Genomic DNA, 23,967 nt, shown 5'->3' with positions numbered 1-23,967 from the left:
GACAAATACGACCGTTTTCATAAAAAAAAATAATTAATATCAATGAAAAAACTCCTACTACTTTCCAGTTACGCGCTTCTTATTTTTTTCGGTTCATGCAAACAGGGAGCCAAAAGTACAGGTCAGGACCCCGATTCTTTAGCGATAAAAGCCATTAACGATTCGAGTTTAACCCAATACTTGTCGGTTATTGCTGCCGATAGTTTGCAGGGAAGAAAGCCGTTTACCAATGGCGAAACCAAAACCATAAACTATCTAAAAGTACAGTTCGAAAAACTTGGACTGGAGCCGGGCAATGGCAATAGCTTTTTTCAGGAGGTACCTATGGTCGAGATTAAATCTACACCAGAAGATAAAATGGTATTTAAAGGGAAGAATGCTTCTCTGACGCTAAATTATCTAACCGATTTTGTGGCTGGCACCAGAAGGGTGCAAAATGAAGTCAGCATCAGTAACTCGCCTTTGGTTTTTGCCGGTTATGGCATTGTGGCTCCGGAATATGGCTGGAACGACTACCGCAATCTGGATGTTAAAGGAAAAACAGTTGTGGTATTGATCAACGATCCTGGTTTTGCAGATTCTACCTTGTTTAAAGGTAAAAATATGACCTATTACGGTCGCTGGACCTATAAATTTGAAGAAGCTGCCCGCCAGGGAGCTACAGGGATAATCATTGTGCATGATACCGAACCAGCGGCTTATCCATGGACGGTTGTACGCAGTGGCTGGTCGAAATCTAAACTTACTTTGCAAAGCGAAGATAACGGGATGAACAGGGCCGTAGTAGAGGGCTGGGTTACTTTGGACAAAGCGAAAGCATTATTTGCAATGGGGGGTAAATCTTTTGATCAATTGGCAATCAGTGCCCGTAAAAAAGATTTTAAGGCAGTCGATCTGGACATTACTACTTCGTTAAAAGTTAAAAATACCATCAAGAAATCAGTAACTTATAATGTGCTGGCTAAAATACCAGGCAATAAACGTAAAGATGAAGCTATTATTTATTCGGCACACTGGGATCATTTAGGTGTAGGAGAGAAAGTACAAGGCGATTCTATTTATAATGGTGCGGTTGATAATGCCACGGGGGTAGCCGCTTTGTTCGAAATTGCCTCTGCATTTAAAAAATTGCCTAAAACTCCCGGACGTACCATTTTGTTTATTTCTTACACCGCAGAAGAACAGGGACTATTAGGATCCGAATTTTATGCCAAACACCCTGCTTTCCCGTTAGCTAAAACGGTAGCCAATATTAATATGGATATGATGGGTATTGCCGGAAAAACAAAAGATATTGTTGTGTATGGTTTCGGGCAATCAGAACTGGAAGATTATGCTGCCGAATCGGCCAGGAAGCAGGGTAGGGTAATTGTGCCTGATCCGGTACCATCGTCAGGTTTATATTATCGTTCTGATCATTTTAACCTGGCTAAGGTTGGTGTACCATCATTATTTACCGGTTCTGGTGTAGATAACATTAAAAATGGCAGGGAGTGGGGATTAAAGCAGGTGGCAGATTTTACCAAATTCCGTTACCATTCGCCTCAGGATAACTTTGATTCCAAAACCTGGGATTTATCAGGCATTGTAGAAGATGTACGTCTACTTTTTGATATGGGCTATCGCATCAGTAATGAAGATTCCTATCCGAAATGGAAAGATGGATCTGAGTTTAAAGCCATTAGAGAAAAGAAGTAAAGCAAAAAGCGTCCTGCTTTACAGCCAGGACGCTTTTCGAAAAAAGTCATTAGTTAAACATTTCCCGTAGGAAGGTTTAATTAAAAGTAGAACTGAACGCCTAATCTTGGTGCAAAAGTATCAGCGTTTAAGCCAAAACTGTTGGTTTTAACTTTAGCACCTGTTCCTTCAGCTTTAACAGTATAGTTTTCATAACTTAAACCTTTAACTGAAAGTTCGATACCGATTTTCTTGGTTGGGAAGAAAGCAAAACCTGGAGCAACTTCTACACCGATTTTGGTAGTTGTACCTAATTTAACTGCGTTATCGCCGTTAGCATCAGTTGCTTTTAATTCGCCGAAAGCCAAAGGCACCGATAATTGTCCGAAGAATTTAAATTGATCTGATAAACCAACATAGTAACGGCCGAAAGGAGCAACTTTAAAAGCACCGTCTTTTGTTTTTTTACTTACTGTTTTATTGTATTCGTAACCAACAGCGGTACCGATTGCAAAATTATTGCCAACAAAATAACCAACACTTGGTAATACGGTAAAGCTGAAATCTGCTTTTGGAGCGCCATCAACTTTTGTAGAATTTACACCTACATTACCACCTAACATAAAATTTCCTTTTTCAGTTTGTGCTTTTGCACCATAAACTAAACCTGCTACTGCTACTAAAGATAATAATAGTTTTTTCATCTTTTTTATTATTTATTTGTTATTAAAATATAGCCAATTTTACTATTTTAATTTCTGACTATATTTGCCTAAAAGTCAACACTTGTGCCAAAAAACTTTGCTAACGTCATCAAAAAATCAGTTTTTGCTTAACTCGTTAGCTTACAAACAGATGTAAATTTAGTATTAACTCAATATTATTTTCGTGTGACTAAAAATCAATCGATTGATTAATTTTTTAGGTATGACAAATTGACAATCTGACTTTTTTTGTATAAATGTCAGATTTTTGACTGGCAGAAATGGCAGGCTTTGGAGAAAGCCTGTGCTGTTTTAGATTAAACTTTACAAGCCGAAATCAGGTTGTCTATTTTCCTTTGGATAATGGAGATGGTTTTTTCATCATTTAAATTTCCATCTGCATCGAATTTATTTTGTGCCTGTGCAATCAACACCTCTGGCTGCAAAACAGGGTTCATATTTAAGAAAGTAAAAACGGGTAAAAATGCGGTTTGCATCCTAACAGTTCCCCACATACCTTGTGTGGCACCCATTACAGCAACCGGTTTATGCATCAATGGCGAATCTTTGCCCCGGCTAGCCCAGTCTATGGCGTTTTTCAGTCCGCCTGGTATAGAATAATTATATTCAGGTGAGGCGATAATAAAAGCATCGGCATTGGCTAAAGCCTCTCTGAACCTGGTTACGCTTGCCGGCCGCTCTTCTGTTTCAGGTAAATCGTTGTCTGCATTATAAACAGGGATGTCATCATAGGTCACAATTTCAAATCTGATGCCTTTGGGGATCAACTCGCCTGCCACTTTAAGCAGCATCGCATTGTAAGATCCTTTTCTCAAGCTTCCGCATAAACCAATAATTTTTCTGTTCTTTTCCATAGCTATAAAACCACAGAGTAATCAAAATGTTTGGTTTTTGCAAGGACAATGCGTAGGAATTAAAAATATATAATCCTTATTTTTGAGCATATAAGCTACCCGTTATGACTGAAAATACATCTACTACTTCTATTATTGAAAAAACCGTTTTCCCGATACTTTTTGCACTCAGTTTTTCACATCTGTTAAACGATACCATACAATCTTTAATCCCAGCTATTTATCCTGTCATTAAAACCAGTTATCACTTAAGTTTTTCACAGATTGGGCTAATTACTTTAACTTTTCAATTGGCGGCATCACTTTTACAACCTTTTGTAGGTTTATATACCGATAAAAAACCTCAACCTTATTCTTTAGCGGTAGGAATGGGTTTTACGCTGATGGGGCTTATTTCTCTTTCTCAATCGGCCCATTTTTATACCATTTTGCTTTCTGTCTGTTTTATTGGGATAGGATCTTCTATCTTTCATCCGGAGGCTTCGAGGATGGCACATGCAGCATCCGGAGGGAAGAGGGGATTGGCACAGTCTGTTTTTCAGTTGGGTGGCAATGCCGGCAGTTCTTTAGGCCCCTTGTTGGCTGCCTGGATTATTGTGCCTTATGGCCAGTTCAGTGTAATCTGGTTTTCGGTGATTGCCCTTTTAGCCATAGTTATTTTAACTTATGTAGGCAACTGGTATAAAGGTTTTATGCTTTCGAGAAGTAAAAAGGTTAATATGCAGACGGTAGTGAATCAATTCTCGAGAAGCAAGATTGTTTTTTCGGTATGTATTTTATTATTGCTGATTTTCTCCAAATATTTCTATATGGCGAGCTTAACCAACTATTTTACTTTTTACCTGATTGATAAATTCCATGTTTCAGTGCAGACCTCACAGATTTATTTATTTATATTTTTATTCTCTGTGGCTGCAGGTACCTTACTGGGAGGCCCGATTGGGGATAAAATTGGAAGGAAATATGTGATATGGGTATCTATATTGGGTACAGCACCATTTGCATTATTGTTGCCACACGCTAATCTGTTCTGGATAGGTGTACTTATTGTTCCCATTGGAATGATTTTGGCATCGGCTTTTTCGGCCATTCTGGTTTATGCGCAGGAGCTTATCCCCGGAAAGGTAGGTCTGGTTGCCGGACTATTTTTTGGCTTTGCCTTTGGCATGGGCGGAATAGGGTCGGCACTTTTGGGTAAATTAGCCGATTCTACCAGTATCGAATACGTATTTAATGTTTGTGCATTTTTGCCTTTGATCGGGTTGCTCACGGGTTTCTTGCCTAATATTGAAACCAAGAAGAAATAAAACAAAAAATCCCATCAGCGATGGGATTTTGTTTTAATTGAGAATATTGAGGTTAAAATAGGATATAAATCTTAAAGCCCAGGTTGTTGATAAATCCCTGACTGCTTAAATTGAATGAAGTGTATTCATTTTTGATGAAATAGCTATTCGCAGTAACCTCATTTTGCTCTGTTTTACTGTAGGTGATATCTGCAGACAGTAAATTTGTTTCTAGTGCAAATCGTTTAGAAACAAATCAGGTAATGCCACCATAAGCACCAACAGCGTATTGGTTAGAGGTATAACTTGTTAATTGTGGGTAGGTGTTGGTGTATAGGCTGTTATTCTTACTATAAGTATAGCCGGCTTTTCCTCCTGCATAGGCAAACAGGGTTTTTACCAATGGAAAATAACGCTGATAACTTAAGTTTCCACCATAGCTTTTTAGCTCTTGGTTATTCTTGTTATTGTTATAGGTGTTTTTATTTAACCCGTATGTTAAATCCAATCCAATTTTATTGTTGTCTTTAAAAAAGTACCCATAACCCAATGTAAATGAGTTGTTTTTTACTTTGTCTTCGTAACCGCTTCCGGTCACTTTGTTCGTTGTTGAATTAACCCCAAAGCTTAATGCATTTGTTCCTTTTGTTTGCGAGAAACCGCATAGAGAGATACTCACGACAATAGCCGTAACTAATAATTGTTTTTTCATTTGTGTTTTTGTGTATTTAATTATAAAATAAAAAGCCCAACTAGGCTAAGTTGCTAGTTTATTTGTTTTGGGTAATCTGCTTTTTTAAAGCGTTTAGTTGTAAATGCTATTTCTGGTTTGCACTAAGTATAAAATAATACATTTCGATAGGAGAGGGATTGGTATTTCCACCTATTTTACCTGTAATGGATTTGAGCTTTCCATTTTCTTCCGGAAAGATGCTTTTGTAATATTCGACGTGGGCATCACCTATTGATTTTATCTTTCCGTTTTCTTCTGGGAAAATGCTTTTATAGTATTCAATATTAATATTGCCGATTGATTTGACTTTTCCATCTTCTTCGGGAAAGATACTTCTGTAATATGTGATTGCCATATCGCCAATTGCTTTGATCTTTCCATTTTCTTCCGGGAAAATGCTTTTGTAATATTCTATTTTTTTATCTCCGATAGATTTAATTTTACCGTTTTCCTCTGGAAAAATACTTTTATAGTACTCAAATTTCTGATCCCCGATTGATTTTATCTTTCCGTTCTCTTCCGGAAAAATACTTTTATAGTATTCTATTTTGTTATTGTCTATAAACTCTGGTTTTCCATCTTCTTCAGGAAAAATACTTCTGTAATATTTAATATTATTAATTTCTGTAGTCTGTGCTTCTGCGCTGAAAGAACAGGCAAATAGCAAGCTTAAGCTTAAAAAAATTAAGCTTAAGCGGTTGAATGTATTTCTCATTTTATTGGATGCTAAAAATGGTAATTGAAAGTAAATGTTGGTGTGAAATTTTGCAATGCAAACCTCAGGTTATTGGTTTTATCGTAGTTGTAAAGCGATTCTTCTGCGTAATAATTCTGATGGAAGAAAGATACAACGGGTAATGAAAACTCCAATGCTGCATGTTTGGATATGAAATAGCTGAAGCCAGGACTTACACTTGCACCCCATCCTTTTATTTTCGCATCTGTACGGATCAGGTAACCTGCATCGTCAACCCTGTTAAAGGTATTGATTTGCAGGAGCAGGTTGGCCTGTATGAAAAATTTGAAGTGCTCTTTCACATCGATGTATTTACGTACGAAAGGAGAGATGCCAAGGCTAAATTCCTTTACGCCCCTTTGTTCTTCATAAATGCCGTATTCGTCATTCCATGCGATATAAGTTTCGCCCCTAAGCTTCGAAAGGTTTAATGGAACTTCTAAACCTATGGCAAAATTGTTGGCTAGGAAGTAGCCTCCCCTGGGGGTCAAGGTAAAAGTGTTTAAGGTTGGCGATGAACTGTTTTGTTTGGAGGTTCCGAAACTCAGGCTTCCTCCAACAAAGCCCGAGCCTTTTTCAGTTTGGGCATGGCTGCGCCAACTGATGGTGCATAGGAGCACCATAATGATTAATTTAGGTTTCATTTTTTTGTGTTTTTGTGTGTAGTCAATAATAATCATTATTGAAACAAAAAACAACAAAAATGAACTATTATATTAGTTACATAAAGAATTTGGATTATAAATCTAAAGTTCGAGCGACTGGATTGCAAATCCAGACCAAATAAAGTGAAGCCGGGGACTACGTAAGTGCTCAGCGAAGCTAAATTTATCCTGAGGCAGATCTCTCACCGCCTGTACGGACAGGCGCTCCACTGCATTTCAGTCGAGATGAAGACCCTTTGAATTAATTAACCCTAACTTTTAAAAAAAATCCCATAGAAATTAATCTATGGGATTCAGTTTAATCAATATATTCTAATCTGCTTTCTGGTTGAGAAACACAAAATTATGATCGAACATATCTAACTTAATTTTGCTGTCTTTATCTATCTTACCCGCCAATATCTCTTTCGACAACTCATTTAAGATTCTTTTTTGGATCACTCTTTTTAATGGTCTGGCACCAAACTGTGGATCGTAACCCAATTGTGCCAACCAATCTAAAGCTTCATCACTGGCTTCCATTTCTATACCCATTTCGGCCAATGTTTGCTGTACATGTTTAAATTGTAAGCTTACAATATTTCTGATTTCGCTGCGGTTTAACGGGGTAAACATAATCAGCTCATCAATCCTGTTCAAAAATTCCGGACGAATGGTCTGTTTTAATACTTCGAACAATTCGTTTTTGGTTTTCGCAATTACTTCCTCACGGTTTTCATCGCTTAAGTTTTTGAAATTATCTTGAATTAAATGTGCACCAATGTTTGAGGTCATGATGATGATGGTGTTTTTAAAATTCACCGTTCTGCCTTTATTGTCCGTTAAACGTCCATCATCCAATACCTGTAACAGGATATTAAATACATCCGGATGTGCTTTTTCAATCTCATCAAGCAATACTACCGAATAAGGTTTACGCCTAACGGCCTCGGTTAACTGCCCGCCCTCATCGTAACCCACATATCCCGGAGGCGCCCCAATTAAACGTGAAACGGCATGACGCTCCTGGTATTCACTCATATCGATACGGGTTAAGGCATTTTCATCGTTGAATAAAAATTCGGCCAGGGCTTTTGCAAGCTCCGTTTTACCTACACCTGTTGTACCTAAAAAGATAAATGAACCAATTGGCTTGCGTTTATCCTGTAAGCCCGCCCTGGAGCGACGGATCGCATCTGAAATGGCTTCGATCGCTTCGTCCTGTCCGGCTACACGTTGGTGCAGCTCTTCTTCTAAATGGAGCAGTTTTTCGCGCTCACTGGCAATCAGTTTGGTCACCGGTATGCCTGTCCAGCGTCCTACCACTCCGGCAATATCATCTGCGGTAACTTCTTCTTTAAGCATGCGGCTATCGGTCTGCTGACTTTCTAAATCGGCTTTAAGTTTCTCAACTTTATCCTGGGCCTCTTTAATTTTTCCGTAGCGGATTTCGGCAACTTTACCATAATCTCCGGCACGTTCAGCTTGTTCAGCCTCTAATTTATAGTGTTCAATCTGTTCTAATTCGGTATTTACGGCATCTACCAGATCTTTTTCGCCCTGCCATTTTGCTTTGAATTCATCACGCTCAGCTGATAGGTTAGCAATCTCTTCTGAAAGTTCTTTAACTTTTTTATCGTCTTTTTCGCGTTTAATGGCCTCTCGTTCTATCTCTAAACGCATAATCTCACGGTCTAAAGCATCAACGTGTTCTGGCACACTATCCATTTCCATACGCAGCTTAGATGCAGCCTCGTCCATTAAATCGATGGCCTTATCAGGTAAAAAACGGTCAGAAATATACCGTTGACTCATTTCTACAGCGGCAATAATGGCCTCATCCTTAATCCTTACCTTATGGTGGGTTTCATAACGTTCTTTTAACCCACGGAGAATCGAAATGGCATCCTGTGTGTCGGGTTCTTCCACCATCACCTTTTGGAAACGACGTTCCAAAGCTTTATCTTTTTCAAGGTATTTTTGATATTCATCTAAAGTAGTTGCACCAATGGCCCTTAATTCTCCACGGGCAAGGGCAGGTTTTAAGATGTTTGCCGCATCCATTGCCCCCTCGCCACCACCGGCACCAACCAAAGTATGGATCTCATCAATAAAGAGGATAATATCGCCATCACTTTGAGTAACTTCTTTAACGACAGCTTTTAAACGCTCTTCAAATTCGCCTTTGTACTTTGCACCCGCAATTAAAGCGCCCATATCAAGCGAATAAACGACTTTGCTTTTCAGGTTTTCCGGCACATCTCCTTTAATAATCCTAAAGGCAATGCCTTCTGCAATGGCCGTTTTACCTACACCAGGCTCGCCAATTAATATCGGGTTATTTTTAGTTCTACGCGATAAAATCTGGATTACACGACGGATTTCCTCGTCGCGGCCTATTACCGGATCCAATTTTCCGCTTTCGGCATATTCATTCAGGTTGCGTGCATATTTGCTTAAGGCCTGATAAGTTGCCTCGGCATTTTGATCAGTTACACGGTTGTCGCCACGCAATTCTAAAATCGCTTTTTTAAGGTCTTTCTCGTTAACACCCTGTTCCTTTAATAATTTCGATGTGCTGTCGTTAACGGCCAGGATACCTAGTAACAAATGTTCAACCGATACGAATTCGTCTTTAAATTCTTTTAAAAATGTTTGCGCTTTCTGCAAAACGCTATTGGCATTGGATGACAGATAGACATTACTACCACTCACTTTCGGGAATTTGGCAATCTCTGCATCCAGATTTTGGTTTAATGAATTAAGGTTTACGTTCAGTTTCTTTAAAACATAAGAAACTACGTTTTCATCAACAGTAAGCAGACCTTTAAGCAGGTGTGCCGTTTCAATAGCCTGTTGCTGATTGCCCTGGGCTATTTCAGAAGCCTGTTGAATTGCTTCCTGGGCTTTTATGGTAAAATTGTTGAAGTTCATATTTCCTTTTAAGTCAAAACAAATGCCATAACTGTTTTGATTTTACAATCGGAAATTTTGTCGCTAAGTTTTTGTTTTGAATGACTAAATTGCTGATTTATAGTATTTTAATCTGAAATTTTGTCGTGTGCTGATTTTAAACTTGCAAGGCTTGTATTTAAGTTGCCAACTGTTAACTTCCAACTGCTTTGGGCATTCTACTAATTCTGATCAATAGGAAAAGGGGCGGGCTTTACAGGGCTTCGCTCCGGTACCAATGAAAGATCGGTACTGAATCCTTACAATCCTAAGGCGGAATCATTGGTGTCATTTCTGAACGCAATGAAGAATCTCTAGCTTCACTACTTAGATTTTGAAGTGATATTAATCGATGAAATCAGTAATCTATCGCTTAAAGATCCTTCGTGCCTCAGGATGACAACATCAAAAACAAAACCACTAATAACCTAAGAGGTCTTGATTATTTTCCGGCTTTATGCTCAATCACATATTTACCCGCTACTAAATCTATTTTCCCGGTGTTGTTTAGCTTCCCATTTATATAATTATCCATACCACGCGTAAGTGGCAAATTAATGGTCGCCGTGGAATTTGCTGGAATGGTAATATCGTATCTGATTCCATTATTAATTCTTTTCCATGCACTTACAATTTTGCCATACGGACCAATGTGACTGGCTTCAAAAGAATTTAGACCCTCCATAATATGCGGATCCAATATCACATGTTTAAAGCCAGGCTGTGTTTCATCCGGCTTAATACCACCTGGCGATTTGTATAGCCATGCACCAATTTCTCCGAACATAATATGGTTCATAGAAATATCCGATTTTGCATCTATAGGCCAGTTTTCGTACAAGGTAGTAGCGCCATTTTCCATCCACCAGCCCCAGCTTGGATAGGTTTTTTGAGCAGCAACTTTATAAGCAATATCATTGTAGCCGTTTTCACTCAATGCATTTAAAATGGCCTTTGTACCCAGTAAACCTACATCCAAATGGAAGTTATCAGCCTCTACGCGTTTGGCCAGGTTTTCGGCAACAAGGGCAATCGATTCTTCAGGAACAATTTTCCAGTACAACGGAACACTCATTTCGGTTTGGGTACCAGTGTGGTAAATTCCTTTTTCTTTGTTCAGGTATTTTGCATTAAAAGCATCTTTAATTTTTTTTGCCAGGGCGGTGTACTTTTCATAATCATCATTTTTACCTAAAATTTTTGCTGCCTTTGCCAAAATAACTACATCGGCATAATAATAACAGGTTGAAGTCAGCTCGACAGGAGATTTAGATTTCACCGGAATCCAATCGCCCAAGCCCCAGGTAGTTAAGCCAGTCGGGTAAGTTTCATTAATGTGGTTTACGTATCTTCTGATATTTTCATAACAATCGGCAAGTAGTTTTTTGTCGCCATAAAACAGGTAAACATTCCATGGAATAATGGCAATGGTACTGGTCCAATCGGGCCCATTGCCCCATTCGTAACCCCAGCCATCGGTAGGGATAATGGAAGGTAAAACACCATTTGGTTGTTGTTCATCACGGTGATCGGCGAGCCATTTCTCGTAAATGGTAATACCGTCAAACCCATATAGACCAGTTTCTATCGCAATCTGAGCATCGCCTGTCCATCCATTTTTCTCTCTCTGCGGACAATCTGTAGGGTAGCCAAAAAGATTCGACAGGTAAGAATTATTGGTGGCGTAATAGATTTTATTAATAATCGGTTCTGATGATTTAACATCGCCCATCACCGGGACATCACTATGCATAAAGTAACCCAGCAGATTTTCTTTTTTCAATTCGATAGGAGCAGAACTGCTTACTTCTACATATTGAAAACCTTTATAATTAAAATGTGGCATAAAACTTTGTTCTCTTTTTCCGTTTAAAATCAGGATGTCGGTTTGGAAAGGATCGGTATCATCTGTTGGGCGGTAATGGGCATCAATATTCGATATATCCACATGCCCATTGGCATATAAACGCTCTCCATGTTTCAGTTTTATCACCGTTCCTGCCGGGCCACTTACCGTGATTTTGCTTACCCCCGAAATATTTCTGCCCAGATCGAAAACATAAGTAGTATCATTAAATTTCCTTAAACTTTTGCTGGCTATTTCTTCAACATTGCGGATAGGATGCATAGCCTGTGCAACAATATTTTTAGACGGTGCGGAACGGTAGATCACATTTTTCCAATCTGTATCGTCGAAATTTGGCATGTTCCAACCTGCTTTTTCCAGTCGGGCATCGTAGTGTTCGGCAGTATAAATACTATTAAAAATAATCGGACTTAAAGCTGTTTTCCATTCTTTACCCGATTTAATGGTTTCCGTTGTGCCATCTTCATAAGTGATACGTAGGTCGAGGCAAAAAGCTGGCCTGTTGCGCCATGGTGCGCGGTCGAAATACCAAACTGCAGTAGATTGGTGGTTGTACCAACCATTGCCTAGCAATACGCCAATAGCATTTTTGCCTTGACTGATGGCATTGGTTACATCGTAAGTAACGTATAATGTTCGTCTATCAAAACGAGTGTACATCGGGTCCATCCGGTGATTGCCAATTTTTTTGCCGTTGATAGAGAGTTCGTACAAGCCAGCTGCAGCAATGTAGGCATTGGCCGACCTGATTTTTTTATTTGCGGTAAAAGTCTTTCTGAAATAGGGAGCAGGTTTAAGCTGGGTATTCTCAGTATCCGAAATCCAGGCGCCCTGCCAGTTTTGCATTTTCATTATGCCGGTTTCAAAGCTGGCGATATATGTTTTATTTGATTTCTTTTGCCCTCCATCAGCAATATCTACCCGCCAGAAATATTTAGTAAAAGGTTTTAGTGGATGGCCTGAATAAATAACCAGATTATTATCTGATTTAACCCAGCCCGTATTCCAAAGTTTTGCATTGGCTTTAACAAGCGAGGCCGAATCGGTATCTAAAAGAATGCGGTAAGCTGTTTGTTTGGCACCTTGGCTGGTATCGTTCATTTGCCAGGTAAAACGCGGGCTAGGATTATCTAAGCCGATTGGGTTAACCAAATATTCGGTTTTTAAAGCGCTAAGTGATTGAGCAAATGTTTTGGAAAGAGGAGCAAGAGCAAAAAATAAAGTAGTTACCTGAAGAAATCTGAGGTTCATAGTTTAAAGGTTATAAAACTAAGATATTAAAATAATGTGCTGTTGTAAGAACGCAATAGAATTTTTACGCATAAAAAAAGACGGGCTTTAACCCGTCTTATATTGTTTAAATTACTTAGCTCTTATAGACTAGCTTAATTTTTCTTTCAGTTTTTCGGTCTGATGATCAGCCAGTTTCTGCAAAGGACCCGATGCCAACATTTTCATCATCATATTTAAGTCTGCTGAGATAATGTGTTTAGCAGTGGTTGTTCCATTTCCGTTATCTGCAACCGTCCATTTTAATTCTACATCAAAAGGTGCTTTTTCACTCGGAATTGCTGTTATTTCCTGGTTTTCAACACGGTTAGAAATTTTAATGGCTAATTTTGCCATATTCTGGATAGTAAAACGTGCATCATCTTCTGTTGATTCCCAGTTGTAAATATTTTCTGGCATCAGTTGCTGATGATTGTTCATATTGGTTAGAAAAGCATAAACCTCAGCAACCGGTTTATTAACTTCTACTGTGCTTTCGATAACAGTCATTATATATTTTTATAGGTTTTGTGTTCTTATTTCAAAATTAAGACTCCGGACTTAAAACTTGTCCTTGTCCCCATTCTGAAGGGTTTAGGCGCCATTTGCCTAATAATTCCATGTCGCTTTTAGCAATAATGCTGTGCTCGGCAGCATAATCTATTAAAGCAGCATAATTTGATAGGGTAAGATAACGGCATTTTGCAGCGGCAAAATTTTCGTCTGCTTTTTCGAAACCATAAGTGAAAATTGCAGCTAAACCTGCTACTGATAAACCTGCAGCTCTTAGTGCTTCAACAGCCTGTAAACTGCTTTTTCCGGTCGAAATTAAATCTTCGATCACTACAACTCTTTGTCCTTCAACTACTTCTCCCTCTATTAAGCTTCCTGTACCGTGTTCTTTTGCCTTAGCTCTTACATAAATAAAAGGTAAACCCAGTTCTTGAGCTACTAAAACGCCCTGTGGGATACCAGCAGTTGCCACTCCGGCAATAACATCCACAGAACCAAATTCTTCCTGGATGGCCTGTGCCAGTTTCTGACGGATGTAAGTTCTAACCTGAGGGTGGGAAAGAGTAACTCTATTGTCGCAATAAATCGGCGATTTCCAGCCTGATGCCCAGGTAAAGGGATTGTTTGGCTGTAATTTAATTGCTTTTATCTGTAATAAAAATTCCGCTACCTTTAATTCAATATCACTTTTATTATACATGGCTCAAAATTACAGATTTATTTGTGTTTGTCATAACGTTTATTAAGCCCCTTTGTTTTGTAACTGGGGAAAAGAAAATGTAAGAGTCGGGATTTGAATTCGACATTTCAATACTACAAATATCGGAAATTTTGATGGATGCTAAAAGCTATTTCTTGCCACTTGCTGTAAATCAGTACAATAAAGAATCTGTGGTGTTAAAAAGGTTTTAAAATATTACAGTTGTAAAGCTATAACCTCTATGCAAATGAAGAATGTGTTTTTGTTCCGATTTTTACAATTTTGGCACTTAGTATTGCCCTAAATTTACGATCTTGTAATTACTCGGGATATGGAATTTAAACAGTTTGCACCTTCAGATATTTTAAAGCCTTATATCAGGCATTATTATATTTTTAAATCGGATGTTGATTCTGTTTTCGAAGATGTGGTGTTTCCAAGCGGCGATATGGAGGTGATATTTAACCTTGGCAATGGAAGTTGGGAATCTTTTGTGGGTGATGGTTTTAAGAAAACCCCTAAGGTTGAGTTATGGGGACAGATTACCAAACCTTTATCCATTAGGTCGACAGGTAAACACATTATGTTGGGCATCAAATTTTACACACATTCTGCATCATATTTTTTTAATGAGCAAATGGGGCTTTTTAATGATTGTATCACCGATCTGCAGGATGTAATAGGGAGTCATGCAAATACTATTCATCAAAAACTACTAGAAACCGAAGGCGAGCAGAACAGAATTGATCTGTTAGAGGCATTTCTTTTAAAAAGGTTAATCAGTCACGAGAAAAAAAACTTTCACATTACTAAAGTAGCCGATATTTTAAATAGTATTTTAAAAGATGCTTCGGTCAGTAATATTACTGCCATCGCATCAAGGCATAATATTACTACGCGTTATCTGCAGCGGCTATTACAACAGCATACCGGGCTTTCGCCAAAATCGTATGACAAGATCAACCGTTTTCAACAGAGTTTAAAAATGATCTCTAAAAATGATCAGCCTTTTACCGCTATTGCTTATGCCTGTGGGTATTTTGATCAGTCGCACTTTATAAGGGATTTTAAATCTTTCACAGGGCTTACTCCTTCAAGCTATCTGGATAACCTTACTCCGGTAAATCAATTGCTTTTTCCATAATTTTTATTCTGTTCGGATTTGTACAATCCGATGCTTTTTTAGTGCTATATCTTTGATATGTAATCAATTAAAATAAAGATATAACATGAATTCTTTTGAAACATTTAAACACCTGCACAAAAACAGCAGTCCGCTTTTAATAGGGAATGTGTGGGATGTAAAAAGTGCTGAGACTTTTCAATCAGCAGGCTTCAGGGCAATTGGTATATCCAGTCAGGCCATTTCTAATGCCCTTGGCTATCCTGACGGGGAAAATCTGCCTTTCGAAGATCTGCTTCGCATCACTCAGCGCATTACCGAAGTGGTTGATCTTCCTCTGACGGTTGATATGGAAGCGGGGTACAGCCGCAATTTGGATGGCATTTTGAAAAACATCGAAAAACTACATGATTATGGTGCAATTGGCATAAACCTCGAAGATACCATACCTGGTGAAAAGAGAAGCTTAACGCCGGCAGCTTCTTTTGCGGAAACTGTTGCAGCAGTAGCGGAACACATCAGGAGGAAAAGATTAGGTATTTTCCTTAATATCCGTACCGATGGCTTTCTATTGGGATTGCCCCATGCGTTGGAAGAAACCCTAAAACGGGTAAAACTTTACGAGGAAGCAGGTGCCGATGGCATTTTTGTGCCTTGTATTACTAAGCTTGATGATATTAAAACAGTAATTCAATCTACTTCTTTACCCATTAACGTAATGTGTATGCCCGATCTTCCAGGTTTTAAAGAACTGGAATTGCTGGGGGTTAAGCGCATCAGTATGGGCGGTTTTCTTTTTAATAAAGTATATGATTATGCAGGTGTACTTGCCCGTAAAATATTGGCAGAGCAAGAATTTTCAAGCATTTTTTCTTAAACATTAATCCAAATCAATATGAATTTACCAAAAAGGGCAGAAGATGCCCACTCGGCATTAGCTGCCGCATTTAATACTGGCGATCTGGCCACAGTTCTTAGTATGTACGACACATCAGGTGTCATTGTTCCTGAACCTGGAAAACCTGTATCAGGACGACAGGAATTTGAAGAAGCGGTTAAAGCGATCTTAGCTATTAAAGGAAGAATGGAAATCAAGACCGTTTATTGTTTGCAAACCGGAAACCTTGCAGTGGGAAGATCGGAGTGGAATATCACCGATGGAGATGAGGTGAAAGTAAAGGCAAAAGGCGTTGAACTGATGAAGCAAGGAGAAGATGGGATATGGAAAATTCTGATCGACCATGCTTTTGGAGCCGAAGCAGATCTGATCGCTTAGGTAACCAATAACAAAAAAAAATCGTCATTTCGAGCCGGGTGTAACAGAGGTTAGAGCCACGTAGCGCCCGCGAAGCTAAATCTGCTCAGATAAATTTTTCTCCTGAAATTTGGGATTAAGCTTTGGTCGGGATGGCGATTTTTTTCTTTTTAACCTATTCGTCAATTTGCTTCAAAAGATTTTATATCAAATAAATAGAATGATGAAACAAGTTTAATTTCAGTTCCGATTCATCCTATTTTAACACTTTTAGCAGCAGTAATTTTGATCATAATAAAAAGATACATGATGAAAACAAATAAAATTTTATTGGCCATTTTACTGCTGATTACAGTTTGCCAAACCAGGGATATTTTGGATCCGGAAATAAGAAAAATACAATTTGATAGACAGAAATTAGATGAAGTAGCAGCAAGATTTGGCAAATGTTTAACTGCATTTGAAAAAGAAAGAATGTCAAAAACAATTCTTCATTTCAGAAGAGAAGATGATGCTTGTAAAAGTATTTGCCTGAACTTTAAACTGCCTTTGACCTGCTTGAATATTGTAACGACATTTAGCCCCCTTCGTTTTAATCAAAATCTTAAAATTATGATCGTTTTAAATTCAGACCGCAGTTCTCATAAACGTTATACCCATTTTATCAACGAAAACCATATTAAACCTGAAGATATTTTAGCAATTACACAGGTTACTGGCTACTTTACTATCTTTTTTACGCTGATGATGCTTTTGAAGAAATAACACACGGATTGTTCTCCTGATGAGAATCTTTCATGATATTAAACATTTACCGAAAGCACGGATATCCCTTTTGTTCCGAATTCAGTTATATCAGGGTTGTTGTAGTCGGTAACCAAAATATTCACCAGCGATAAATCATTAAACTTTAAATACGATGTTTTTCCTATTTTACTGGCATCACAAAGTATAAAAACGCAATCGCTTTGCATTGCCATAGCCAGCGTATTCGAAGCTTCGTATTCACTGCCTGCATATAATCCTTCCTCGGTAATCCCATCTACACCTAAAAAAGCTTTTGAAGCGCGGTATCTGGCAATATGTTCGTATGCTGTAGCTCCATGAACGGCTTGTCTGGTTGCATCAACTTCGCCTCCAATAAGATTGATGGTTACCGCACTGTCCAGTAGTTCATTTACTACGGGTAATGAATTGGTTATTACTTTTATTTTTTTGTTTTTGATAAACTGGCATAACCTGAAGGCCGTGCTTCCACAGTCTATAAATATCACATCGCCGTCAATAATGTCTGCTGCAGCCCTTTTACAGATTGCATCTTTTGCCTTAATATTTACAGCCGCTTTATTGACAAATGAAACCGGCTTAATTACCTCACTTATTTTCATTGCCCCACCATGGGTGCGGTAGAGGAGTCCGTTGGCAGCCATAGCGGTCAGGTCTCTTCGTACAGTAACTTCAGATACATTAATATCGGCCGCTAACTGCCTGATCTCCACTTCGCCAAACGCCTCTAAAAGCTCAAGAATTTTATGTGCTCTTTTTTGAAATGTCATAAATAATGATTTAATTCGATCAAAAATAATCATAAAAAATCAAAAATAATCATTTATGAAACATATAAATATTCTGAAAACAGAAATTTTATCCGATAACTGGTATACCCTCAAAAAAGTAAGTTTCGAAATGACCGGAAATAATGGCGTTAAATCTATTTTAGAACGCGAAGCTTATGACAGGGGTAATGGCGCTACAATTTTATTGTATAATAAACAGTCTAAAAAGATTGTACTTACCCGCCAGTTCAGAATTCCTACATTTATTAATGGAAACGATACAGGTTACCTGATTGAGTGCTGTGCCGGACTGTTGGATGAGGATAATGCGGAAGATTGCATCAGAAGAGAAACCGAAGAAGAAACCGGATTTAGAATTGCCCAGGTAGAAAAAGTTTTTGAAGCCTATATGTCGCCGGGCTCGGTTACCGAGCGCTTATACTTTTTTGTAGCGGCCTATTCGTATGATATGAAACTACATGATGGAGGAGGACTGCAAGAAGAAAATGAGGACATAGAGGTACTGGAATTGCCTTTCGAAAAGGCATTGGAAATGATGTCGACGGGAGAAATAAAAGATGGCAAAACCATTATGCTTTTGCAATATGCTCAGTTAAAGGGGTTGATGTTGTAGCTGAATGTTTGAATTTTGCAATGATTTATTTGATTTACGTAATTGTTCTTATTAAACTGCTGTTTACATTTGTTATGGTTTAATTAATTTTAAATTTTTATGATAGCAACAAAAGGATATGCGGCACAAAATGCCGAAACGGATTTAGCACCCTGGAATTTTGAGCGTAGGGAAGTGGGACCTCATGACGTGCAGTTCGAAATACTTTTCTGTGGGGTTTGCCACTCAGATCTGCACCAGATTAAAAATGATTGGTTCCCGGGAATATTCCCAATGGTTCCGGGGCATGAAATTGTGGGCAGGGTGATAAAGGTTGGCGACCATGTTAAGAAATTTAAGGTGGGCGATCTTGCCGGTACAGGTTGTATGGTAGATTCTTGTCAGGTTTGCGAAAACTGTAAGCAGGGGCTTGAACAATATTGTTTAGATGGAAATACCCAAACCTACAATGGTTTAGAAAGAGATGGTAAAACACCAACTTATGGTGGATATTCTGATACGATTGTAGTAAGAGAAGAGTTTGTACTCCATGTACCAGAAAAATTAAATCTTGCTGCTGTAGCACCACTTTTATGCGCCGGGATTACCACTTACTCTCCATTAAGACATTGGAAAGTTGGAAAAGGACATAAACTGGCCGTACTGGGCTTAGGTGGTTTGGGCCATATGGCTGTGAAATTCGGCGTAGCTTTTGGCGCTGAAGTAACGGTATTGAGTACTTCGCCTAAAAAAGAAGAAGATGCCAAGAAATTGGGTGCCCATCATTTTGTGGTTACTACCGATCCTGCACAGGTTAAAGCGGCAAGAGGTACATTTGATTTTATATTGGATACGGTATCTGCAGAACATGATTTTAACATGTACCTTTCTTTATTGAGAACAAACGGAGTACATATTTGTGTAGGTGTTCCGCCTAAACCGGCAGAAATTGCTGCTTTCAGTTTGCTGGGCGGTAGAAAAAGTCTGGCCGGATCGGGTATCGGCGGTATTGCCGAAACTCAGGAAATGCTTGATTTCTGTGCAGAAAACAACATTGTATCTGATATTGAACTGATTGATATTAAAGATATTCACCAGGCCTACGAACGCATGATAAAAGGCGATGTGCGTTACAGGTTTGTGATTGATATGGCTACATTGTAGCCCTGACCGGATCAAAAATTATGGGGATTTAGGAATATTATATTTCTAAGTCCCCTTTTTTTTAAAAAGAGTCTTTATAATCTAAAACATGCCCGTTTTTCTCTACAAATTCGGCCAAGGGAATGTGGTGTTCGGATTCTACTTTCGCAACCTGCCTTTCATTTTCTGTTAACAGGTTGCTCAATGTATTCAGCGAATCTTTAAGGTAAGATATAGATAACATCCGCGAAATCCTGTTTTTGATTTTATCAGCAAGGAATAATTCGACCACGATCAGGCTGATCAGAAAAAGGTAATGGTTAAAAATAATGTTATTGGTTCTCTTGGCGAAGGTGGGGAGGCCGAGTACTCCAAAAAATAAATCTATAATTAAAGGAATACCGATAATCGCAATGAGCGAAAACCCGGTAACTTTTAAAGCAATTTCTTTTTCAGCTTTTTTGAGCTGTTCGCTAAAAGCAGAAAACTTGCTCTTAAAAGGGATTGCCCTGTTATGCTGCTGCTGTTCTAATTTTTGAAGCGCTTTACCGTGTTCGATATCGATTTTTCGTACCTGTTCTACAATCTGTGTTTCGGCATTGTTCAGTTTTTCCTGGTCTTCTACTATAGATTCCTGTTCGGCAATAATTTTGTCCATTACCAACAGGTCTTCCGGAATACCATGCCTAAGTTTTTGTTCTGCAGCCACAATCCGGTTATCCAATTGTTTAAACTGCCTTTTAAGCTCAGTAATTTCTTTATTGAAATGCTCTTTTTTTGAAGCATAAGTGTTTTCGAGGCTGCTAAGTGCCGAAACGTATTCGAAATCTGCCAAAAGCTGTTCGTTACCGGCAAAACGCTGATATAGCCCATTTAATTTGACGAAGAGCTCGCCCGTTGATTTTTCCGGGTCAGAAAGATCATTTCGGTATGCTTCCAGATTTTTTTCTGATAATGAAGGTATGGGCATAGTAGATTAAAAACTAAAATTATGAAAAATATTTCTCCTTGAAGGAATTATAAAAGCTGTTTTCCATTCAAATGTTCCATTATTACAATTAAACTATTTTTTTTACAATCTAGTGTATTCAGGGTTTTTCGCAGCACATGTTTTTTAAAGTAAATATAATCTGCTATCATTTAGCCGTTTAAAAACGGGTGTTTAATCGGTAGAAATATTTTTTTCATTTTTTTTATCAGTTTAATAAATTATTATATATTTGTACCAAGCAAGGGGTGAGAGCCTTGCATCAATCTTTGATTGAGAGCGTTAATTTAGATAAGGTTACAACATTAATTGTTGTAACCTTTTTTTATATCTTAAAAATAACCCAACAATTTTTCTACTTTAGGGGAAGCAAATGTATATTTTGCCGAGGTTAAAATATCCTTTTAAAGGGTTACAGGAGAAGGAGTATTTTTAGCAAAACGACCATTTGCGCTTCATTCAAATATGCTTTAAAACTATATGCCAAGAAACTATAGAATTTATATTAACGATAATACCTTGTTCATCTCTGATTTTTTACCGGAACAGAAAGAGAAAATACAGCAGCTTGAATTTCAGGATTTTAATCTGCATACTTTCTACAAAAAACTGAAAAACGGATCTAAAAAGAGCTATATTTTCCTGACAAAAAACCCAAAAGAAACCTTTCAGAAATTAAAGAAAGACTGTACCATTATTAAGGCTGCAGGCGGTTTGGTAGAAAGCGCAAACGGTAATTATCTGTTTATTTTCAGAAACAAAAAGTGGGATCTGCCCAAAGGAAAACTTGAAGAGGATGAGAAAATGAAGGAAGCTGCTGTGCGTGAGGTGGAGGAAGAATGCGGGATCAGGGTTTTTAAGCGGGAAGAAAAGCTTTGTAAAACCTATCATATATATCCAATGGGAACCAAAATGGTGATCAAGAAAACCAATTGGTACAAAATGAAGGTTAAAGGCGAACCTAAATTGGTGCCTCAAAAAGAAGAAGGCATTGATGAAGCTGTTTGGCTGGATAAAAACCACATTTCGCCTGTGATTAAAAATACATTTCCATCTATTATGGATGTGTTGAGGGCCGGCGGGATTTTGTAGATTCCTCTATTTCTACCGTAATGCTGAATTTGTTTCAGCATCTTTTTACCACAGATAAAAAGGATGAACACAGATCTGATATTTAGCATCGCATCAGATATTTCTATCTGACAAGGCTCGGAACAATTATAGATGGGATTTTAATATACTTTAACAGTCAGATGATAACATCTAACTACACAAAATCCCATTGAGTTTGTCACGTTGAGCTTGTCGAAACGCCTCCAAGATATTTAAGTAAGTCCTTCGACAGGCTCAGGATGACATTTGTATTTATAATATAGACTTGCATATTACTCATAATCCAACTCATCAACTACTTTTTTAACCTGTTTTAAATACCTACCATAATAATACCAGGCCCATAGTTCTGTTATTACTCCAATAATCAGAATCGTAATAAAACAGTTTAATATCAGATATACAGGCGATAAATTAGTTAAAATCTTCGCAAAAATGGAGGCTTTCTCAATAAAGAGGTAGGCTGACATAAATCCTACCGCTATAAAGGCAACAATATAGGTTAAGGCTTTATATAGCTCAACGTTCAGTTTCATTTCGTAATAAAACCAGAGGATATTTTTGCGGGTATCCATACTCATATCGTAAGAATTTTTATAGAACGTGTAGAATTTAAAAAAATAGTAAGCAGTAAAACCACAGATGGTGGCATATGTAATGAGATACACCTGTTTTATTGCAGTTGAAAACCCCGCCAGGAAAGGGATAAAAGCCATAAATAGCAGAAAGAAAAGTTGATAATAAAATTCGTGTTTCATTTTCGCCCTAATCTTATCGATCGGGGTATTGGCCTGCTTTATTTTAAGCATGTCGTTAGAAATGTTGTTTCCTTCTAAACTTTCAGCATTCCAGTCATTTTTTATATCGTCAAAATTCATAACCGTTTTTCTTTATGATGAATTGTAATTTTTCTTTTGTTCTGTTGAGTTTAACACGTGCATTAACTTCGCTTATTCCCAGGTTTTCGGCAATTTCACGATGGGATTGATTTTCGAGAAAGAGGAAGATTAATGCTTTTTCAATTGCATTTAATTCTTGAACGGCAGCGTATAAATAGGTCAGTTTTTCTTCTTTTCCTTCATTTTCGTTTACATCCATTACATCGATGTTCCCATCCAACGGTGCTTTGTCTACTTTTTTGTTGTCTTTTTTAAAATAGATTAAGGCCGTATTTAAACACACGCGGTACATCCATGTGGTAAACTTGCTGTTTCCTTTAAAAGTAGGGTAGGCTTTCCATAGCTGCAGTATAATTTCCTGAAACAGATCGCGTTGTTCTTCAGCATCGTTCATATACATTTTAGAAATCTTATGTATAATCGCTTTGTGCTGATTGATCAAGTTGAGAAATATATTTTCTGTTTCTTTCATTGTATACCGAATAGGTAACAGATTTTTAAAAACGTTACAATTAAGTTAAAAAATATATTTAACCACAGGTAAAGCGGATGAATGCAGGTGAAATTTCAACAAATAAAATCATCACGATCCGATAGCTACCAATGAGAGGAAGGACTGATACTATGCACAGGTCTATAGTTTGCAAATAATAACCAACATAGAAATAATGCTATTTAAGTACAGCTGGTTGTACCAATAAACACATCATATAGAAATTCTTAAGAGAAATATTCTTTAGATGAACCTGGATTTAAATCTGAGTTTATCTGTGGTTAATAAAAACTATAAAAAGTTAAGCGCCTCTTTAGGTACAAATGGACTTACATCACCTTGGTTTCTTAAAATATCGCGAACAATGGTTGAGCTGATGGCCGAGTATTCGGGTTTGCTTAAAAGCAGGATGGTTTCTACCTCTGGCATCATGGTTTGATTAATCTGTGCAATGGCCCTTTCATATTCGAAATCGGCGGCAGAGCGAATGCCACGAACCATGTATGTGGCGTCAATTTTCCGGCAAAAATCTACCGTTAAACCTTCGTAGGTCTGAATTTCAATGTTCTGGTAGCCTTTAAAAACGGTCTGTAAGATCTGAAGGCGTTGTTCAGCACTTAAAAAATTCTGTTTAGCGCTGTTTAAGCCAATACCGACTACAATTTTGTCGAAAAGTGGAGTTGCACGTTGCAAAATGTTTACGTGGGCAATGGTTATCGGATCAAACGAGCCTGGAAATAACGCTATCTTCATGATTCAAATATAGATTTTTATGGTGGAATGAGAAATAGTTTAGCGCCGGGCGTTTGGAGGTTAGCGTGAATGGAC

At 38.0% G+C, this 23,967-nt stretch carries 23 protein-coding genes; 9 read left to right on the top strand and 14 right to left on the bottom strand.

Annotated features, from left to right (window positions below; translation table 11 throughout):
* Positions 1-42 precede the first annotated feature (42 nt).
* Complete coding sequence (locus ACFSR6_RS05875) at positions 43-1,698, top strand: M28 family metallopeptidase (protein ID WP_379076250.1); 1,656 nt, start codon at positions 43-45, stop codon at positions 1,696-1,698.
* An 80-nt stretch (positions 1,699-1,778) separates the two neighbouring features.
* On the opposite strand, the gene ACFSR6_RS05870 is transcribed toward ACFSR6_RS05875, so the two are convergent.
* Positions 1,779-2,381 (bottom strand): outer membrane beta-barrel protein, encoded by a 603-nt coding sequence (locus ACFSR6_RS05870; protein WP_379076248.1) that lies wholly within the window; start codon positions 2,379-2,381, stop codon positions 1,779-1,781.
* A gap of 317 nt (positions 2,382-2,698) precedes the next feature.
* Positions 2,699-3,256, bottom strand: coding sequence for an NADPH-dependent FMN reductase (locus ACFSR6_RS05865; RefSeq protein WP_379076246.1), 558 nt, complete (start codon positions 3,254-3,256; stop codon positions 2,699-2,701).
* Between the two features lie 104 nt (positions 3,257-3,360).
* On the opposite strand from ACFSR6_RS05865, the gene ACFSR6_RS05860 reads away from it, so the two are divergent.
* Positions 3,361-4,563, top strand: coding sequence for an MFS transporter (locus tag ACFSR6_RS05860; protein WP_379076243.1), 1,203 nt, complete (start codon positions 3,361-3,363; stop codon positions 4,561-4,563).
* A gap of 235 nt (positions 4,564-4,798) precedes the next feature.
* Here the strand turns inward: ACFSR6_RS05860 and ACFSR6_RS05855 are convergent, their stop codons facing one another.
* The 7 genes from ACFSR6_RS05855 to pyrE all read right to left on the bottom strand — a co-directional run bounded on the left by ACFSR6_RS05855 (position 4,799) and on the right by pyrE (position 13,956).
* A complete protein-coding gene (locus tag ACFSR6_RS05855; protein WP_379076241.1) occupies positions 4,799-5,254 on the bottom strand; it encodes an outer membrane beta-barrel protein in 456 nt (151 codons plus the stop codon).
* Positions 5,255-5,360: 106 nt separating this feature from the next.
* On the bottom strand, positions 5,361-5,990 hold the full coding sequence (locus tag ACFSR6_RS05850) for a hypothetical protein (RefSeq protein WP_379076238.1): 630 nt from the start codon (positions 5,988-5,990) through the stop codon (positions 5,361-5,363).
* An 11-nt stretch (positions 5,991-6,001) separates the two neighbouring features.
* The gene (locus ACFSR6_RS05845; protein WP_379076235.1) at positions 6,002-6,655 is read right to left on the bottom strand and encodes a porin family protein; all 654 of its coding nucleotides are present in this window, start codon (positions 6,653-6,655) and stop codon (positions 6,002-6,004) included.
* Positions 6,656-6,988: 333 nt separating this feature from the next.
* Positions 6,989-9,589: an ATP-dependent chaperone ClpB gene (gene clpB / locus ACFSR6_RS05840; RefSeq protein ID WP_379076233.1), complete on the bottom strand. Its 2,601-nt coding sequence runs from the start codon at positions 9,587-9,589 to the stop codon at positions 6,989-6,991.
* A gap of 460 nt (positions 9,590-10,049) precedes the next feature.
* Complete coding sequence (locus ACFSR6_RS05835) at positions 10,050-12,725, bottom strand: alpha-L-rhamnosidase (protein WP_379076230.1); 2,676 nt, start codon at positions 12,723-12,725, stop codon at positions 10,050-10,052.
* A 129-nt stretch (positions 12,726-12,854) separates the two neighbouring features.
* Positions 12,855-13,253 carry an SRPBCC family protein gene (locus ACFSR6_RS05830; RefSeq protein ID WP_379076227.1) on the bottom strand — a complete coding sequence of 133 codons (399 nt, stop codon included), beginning with the start codon at positions 13,251-13,253 and terminating at the stop codon, positions 12,855-12,857.
* A gap of 37 nt (positions 13,254-13,290) precedes the next feature.
* Positions 13,291-13,956, bottom strand: a complete 666-nt coding sequence (pyrE, locus tag ACFSR6_RS05825; protein ID WP_183759655.1) for an orotate phosphoribosyltransferase — start codon at positions 13,954-13,956, stop codon at positions 13,291-13,293.
* Between the two features lie 331 nt (positions 13,957-14,287).
* Here pyrE and ACFSR6_RS05820 point away from each other — a divergent pair, with 331 nt between their 5' ends.
* From ACFSR6_RS05820 to ACFSR6_RS05805, 4 genes are all read left to right on the top strand, one after another.
* Positions 14,288-15,100 carry a helix-turn-helix domain-containing protein gene (locus ACFSR6_RS05820; protein WP_379076224.1) on the top strand — a complete coding sequence of 271 codons (813 nt, stop codon included), beginning with the start codon at positions 14,288-14,290 and terminating at the stop codon, positions 15,098-15,100.
* Between the two features lie 85 nt (positions 15,101-15,185).
* Positions 15,186-15,956, top strand: coding sequence for an isocitrate lyase/PEP mutase family protein (locus ACFSR6_RS05815; protein WP_379076221.1), 771 nt, complete (start codon positions 15,186-15,188; stop codon positions 15,954-15,956).
* Positions 15,957-15,974: 18 nt separating this feature from the next.
* Positions 15,975-16,355, top strand: coding sequence for a YybH family protein (locus ACFSR6_RS05810; RefSeq protein ID WP_379076218.1), 381 nt, complete (start codon positions 15,975-15,977; stop codon positions 16,353-16,355).
* A 309-nt stretch (positions 16,356-16,664) separates the two neighbouring features.
* Positions 16,665-17,099: a hypothetical protein gene (locus ACFSR6_RS05805; protein ID WP_379076216.1), complete on the top strand. Its 435-nt coding sequence runs from the start codon at positions 16,665-16,667 to the stop codon at positions 17,097-17,099.
* 38 nt (positions 17,100-17,137) lie between these two features.
* On the opposite strand, the gene ACFSR6_RS05800 is transcribed toward ACFSR6_RS05805, so the two are convergent.
* The gene (locus tag ACFSR6_RS05800; RefSeq protein ID WP_379076213.1) at positions 17,138-17,890 is read right to left on the bottom strand and encodes a DeoR/GlpR family DNA-binding transcription regulator; all 753 of its coding nucleotides are present in this window, start codon (positions 17,888-17,890) and stop codon (positions 17,138-17,140) included.
* Between the two features lie 55 nt (positions 17,891-17,945).
* Here ACFSR6_RS05800 and nudK point away from each other — a divergent pair, with 55 nt between their 5' ends.
* Positions 17,946-18,524, top strand: a complete 579-nt coding sequence (nudK, locus tag ACFSR6_RS05795) for a GDP-mannose pyrophosphatase NudK (protein ID WP_379076211.1) — start codon at positions 17,946-17,948, stop codon at positions 18,522-18,524.
* 99 nt (positions 18,525-18,623) lie between these two features.
* Positions 18,624-19,667 carry an NAD(P)-dependent alcohol dehydrogenase gene (locus ACFSR6_RS05790; RefSeq protein WP_379076208.1) on the top strand — a complete coding sequence of 348 codons (1,044 nt, stop codon included), beginning with the start codon at positions 18,624-18,626 and terminating at the stop codon, positions 19,665-19,667.
* A 61-nt stretch (positions 19,668-19,728) separates the two neighbouring features.
* Here the strand turns inward: ACFSR6_RS05790 and ACFSR6_RS05785 are convergent, their stop codons facing one another.
* Entirely contained in the window at positions 19,729-20,616 is an 888-nt protein-coding gene (locus tag ACFSR6_RS05785; protein WP_379076205.1) for a hypothetical protein, read from the bottom strand.
* Positions 20,617-21,114: 498 nt separating this feature from the next.
* Here ACFSR6_RS05785 and ACFSR6_RS05780 point away from each other — a divergent pair, with 498 nt between their 5' ends.
* Complete coding sequence (locus tag ACFSR6_RS05780) at positions 21,115-21,726, top strand: NUDIX hydrolase (RefSeq protein WP_379076203.1); 612 nt, start codon at positions 21,115-21,117, stop codon at positions 21,724-21,726.
* Positions 21,727-22,019: 293 nt separating this feature from the next.
* Here ACFSR6_RS05780 and ACFSR6_RS05775 read toward each other — a convergent pair whose 3' ends face one another.
* The 3 genes from ACFSR6_RS05775 to coaD form a co-directional block, all read right to left on the bottom strand.
* Positions 22,020-22,625 (bottom strand): hypothetical protein, encoded by a 606-nt coding sequence (locus tag ACFSR6_RS05775; protein ID WP_379076200.1) that lies wholly within the window; start codon positions 22,623-22,625, stop codon positions 22,020-22,022.
* Entirely contained in the window at positions 22,615-23,118 is a 504-nt protein-coding gene (locus ACFSR6_RS05770; protein WP_379076197.1) for an RNA polymerase sigma factor, read from the bottom strand. Before ACFSR6_RS05770 ends, ACFSR6_RS05775 begins: the two co-directional genes overlap by 11 nt.
* Positions 23,119-23,430: 312 nt before the next feature.
* Positions 23,431-23,892 carry a pantetheine-phosphate adenylyltransferase gene (coaD, locus tag ACFSR6_RS05765; RefSeq protein WP_379076195.1) on the bottom strand — a complete coding sequence of 154 codons (462 nt, stop codon included), beginning with the start codon at positions 23,890-23,892 and terminating at the stop codon, positions 23,431-23,433.
* Positions 23,893-23,967: the final 75 nt, after the last annotated feature.

It is taken from the genome of Pedobacter vanadiisoli (genome assembly GCF_042684385.1).
Classification (GTDB): domain Bacteria; phylum Bacteroidota; class Bacteroidia; order Sphingobacteriales; family Sphingobacteriaceae; genus Pedobacter; species Pedobacter vanadiisoli.
Note: the sequence above shows the minus strand (reverse complement) of the source record. Positions and strands in the feature narration are given on the sequence as shown.

What these genes read in the sequence shown, in the direction of transcription:
- ACFSR6_RS05875 (WP_379076250.1), top strand. Translation starts at nt 43, where the DNA reads ATGAAAAAACTCCTACTACTTTCCAGTTACGCGCTTCTTATTTTTTTC.
- ACFSR6_RS05870 (WP_379076248.1), bottom strand. Translation starts at nt 2,381, where the DNA reads ATGAAAAAACTATTATTATCTTTAGTAGCAGTAGCAGGTTTAGTTTAT.
- ACFSR6_RS05865 (WP_379076246.1), bottom strand. Translation starts at nt 3,256, where the DNA reads ATGGAAAAGAACAGAAAAATTATTGGTTTATGCGGAAGCTTGAGAAAA.
- ACFSR6_RS05860 (WP_379076243.1), top strand. Translation starts at nt 3,361, where the DNA reads ATGACTGAAAATACATCTACTACTTCTATTATTGAAAAAACCGTTTTC.
- ACFSR6_RS05855 (WP_379076241.1), bottom strand. Translation starts at nt 5,254, where the DNA reads ATGAAAAAACAATTATTAGTTACGGCTATTGTCGTGAGTATCTCTCTA.
- ACFSR6_RS05850 (WP_379076238.1), bottom strand. Translation starts at nt 5,990, where the DNA reads ATGAGAAATACATTCAACCGCTTAAGCTTAATTTTTTTAAGCTTAAGC.
- ACFSR6_RS05845 (WP_379076235.1), bottom strand. Translation starts at nt 6,655, where the DNA reads ATGAAACCTAAATTAATCATTATGGTGCTCCTATGCACCATCAGTTGG.
- clpB (WP_379076233.1), bottom strand. Translation starts at nt 9,589, where the DNA reads ATGAACTTCAACAATTTTACCATAAAAGCCCAGGAAGCAATTCAACAG.
- ACFSR6_RS05835 (WP_379076230.1), bottom strand. Translation starts at nt 12,725, where the DNA reads ATGAACCTCAGATTTCTTCAGGTAACTACTTTATTTTTTGCTCTTGCT.
- ACFSR6_RS05830 (WP_379076227.1), bottom strand. Translation starts at nt 13,253, where the DNA reads ATGACTGTTATCGAAAGCACAGTAGAAGTTAATAAACCGGTTGCTGAG.
- pyrE (WP_183759655.1), bottom strand. Translation starts at nt 13,956, where the DNA reads ATGTATAATAAAAGTGATATTGAATTAAAGGTAGCGGAATTTTTATTA.
- ACFSR6_RS05820 (WP_379076224.1), top strand. Translation starts at nt 14,288, where the DNA reads ATGGAATTTAAACAGTTTGCACCTTCAGATATTTTAAAGCCTTATATC.
- ACFSR6_RS05815 (WP_379076221.1), top strand. Translation starts at nt 15,186, where the DNA reads ATGAATTCTTTTGAAACATTTAAACACCTGCACAAAAACAGCAGTCCG.
- ACFSR6_RS05810 (WP_379076218.1), top strand. Translation starts at nt 15,975, where the DNA reads ATGAATTTACCAAAAAGGGCAGAAGATGCCCACTCGGCATTAGCTGCC.
- ACFSR6_RS05800 (WP_379076213.1), bottom strand. Translation starts at nt 17,890, where the DNA reads ATGACATTTCAAAAAAGAGCACATAAAATTCTTGAGCTTTTAGAGGCG.
- nudK (WP_379076211.1), top strand. Translation starts at nt 17,946, where the DNA reads ATGAAACATATAAATATTCTGAAAACAGAAATTTTATCCGATAACTGG.
- ACFSR6_RS05790 (WP_379076208.1), top strand. Translation starts at nt 18,624, where the DNA reads ATGATAGCAACAAAAGGATATGCGGCACAAAATGCCGAAACGGATTTA.
- ACFSR6_RS05785 (WP_379076205.1), bottom strand. Translation starts at nt 20,616, where the DNA reads ATGCCCATACCTTCATTATCAGAAAAAAATCTGGAAGCATACCGAAAT.
- ACFSR6_RS05780 (WP_379076203.1), top strand. Translation starts at nt 21,115, where the DNA reads ATGCCAAGAAACTATAGAATTTATATTAACGATAATACCTTGTTCATC.
- ACFSR6_RS05775 (WP_379076200.1), bottom strand. Translation starts at nt 22,625, where the DNA reads ATGAATTTTGACGATATAAAAAATGACTGGAATGCTGAAAGTTTAGAA.
- ACFSR6_RS05770 (WP_379076197.1), bottom strand. Translation starts at nt 23,118, where the DNA reads ATGAAAGAAACAGAAAATATATTTCTCAACTTGATCAATCAGCACAAA.
- coaD (WP_379076195.1), bottom strand. Translation starts at nt 23,892, where the DNA reads ATGAAGATAGCGTTATTTCCAGGCTCGTTTGATCCGATAACCATTGCC.